Origin of the sequence: Brevibacterium aurantiacum (assembly GCF_007558825.1) — a bacterium.
GTDB lineage: Bacteria > Actinomycetota > Actinomycetes > Actinomycetales > Brevibacteriaceae > Brevibacterium > Brevibacterium aurantiacum_A.
In genome coordinates, this window is record NZ_VLTK01000046.1 from 1 (window position 1) to 1,206 (window position 1,206).

1 protein-coding gene is annotated in these 1,206 nt (G+C 53.6%); it reads left to right on the plus strand.

The genetic code is table 11. The annotated features are described in order from the left end of the window. The first annotated feature begins 74 nt into the window (after nt 1-74). Entirely contained in the window at nt 75-1,055 is a 981-nt protein-coding gene (locus FO013_RS22160) for an IS5-like element ISKpn26 family transposase (protein ID WP_000019445.1), read from the plus strand. Nucleotides 1,056-1,206 lie beyond the last annotated feature (151 nt).

Here is a 1,206-nt window from a genome sequence, read left to right on the forward strand (position 1 = left end):
ACTTAGGGAAGGTGCGAACAAGTTCCTGATATGAGATCATCATATTCATCCGGAGCGCATCCCAGAGGGACATCATGAGCCATCAACTCACCTTCGCCGATAGTGAATTCAGCACTAAGCGCCGTCAGACCCGAAAAGAGATTTTCCTCTCCCGCATGGAGCAGATTCTGCCATGGCAGAATATGACCGCTGTCATCGAGCCGTTTTATCCCAAGGCGGGCAATGGCCGACGGCCCTATCCGCTGGAGACCATGCTGCGTATTCACTGCATGCAGCATTGGTACAACCTGAGCGACGGTGCCATGGAAGATGCCCTGTACGAAATCGCCTCCATGCGCCTGTTTGCCCGATTATCCCTGGATAGCGCCCTGCCGGATCGCACCACCATCATGAATTTCCGCCACCTGCTCGAGCAGCATCAACTGGCCCGTCAATTGTTCAAGACCATCAATCGCTGGCTGGCCGAAGCAGGCGTCATGATGACCCAAGGCACTTTGGTGGATGCCACCATCATTGAGGCACCCAGCTCTACCAAGAACAAAGAGCAGCAACGCGATCCGGAGATGCATCAGACCAAGAAAGGCAATCAGTGGCACTTTGGCATGAAGGCCCACATTGGTGTCGATGCCAAGAGTGGCCTGACCCACAGCCTGGTCACCACCGCGGCCAACGAGCATGACCTCAATCAGCTGGGTAATCTGCTTCATGGAGAGGAGCAATTTGTCTCAGCCGATGCCGGCTACCAAGGAGCGCCACAGCGCGAGGAGCTGGCCGAGGTGGATGTGGACTGGCTGATCGCCGAGCGTCCCGGCAAGGTAAAAACCTTGAAGCAGCATCCGCGCAAGAACAAAACGGCCATCAACATCGAATACATGAAAGCCAGCATCCGTGCCAGGGTGGAGCACCCGTTTCGCATCATCAAGCGGCAGTTCGGCTTCGTGAAAGCCAGATACAAGGGGCTGCTGAAAAACGATAACCAACTGGCGATGTTATTCACCCTGGCCAACCTGTTTCGGGTGGACCAAATGATACGTCAGTGGGAGAGATCTCAGTAAAAACCGGAAATAACGCCAGAAATGGTGGAAAAAATAGCCTAAATAGGCTGATTCGATGTGTTTGCGGGAAAAAAATCGGCCCAGATCCGCGAAATTTTAATCAGCGAGTCAGCTTGGGAAGAAATGACCTGCTTATTCGCACCTTCCTTAG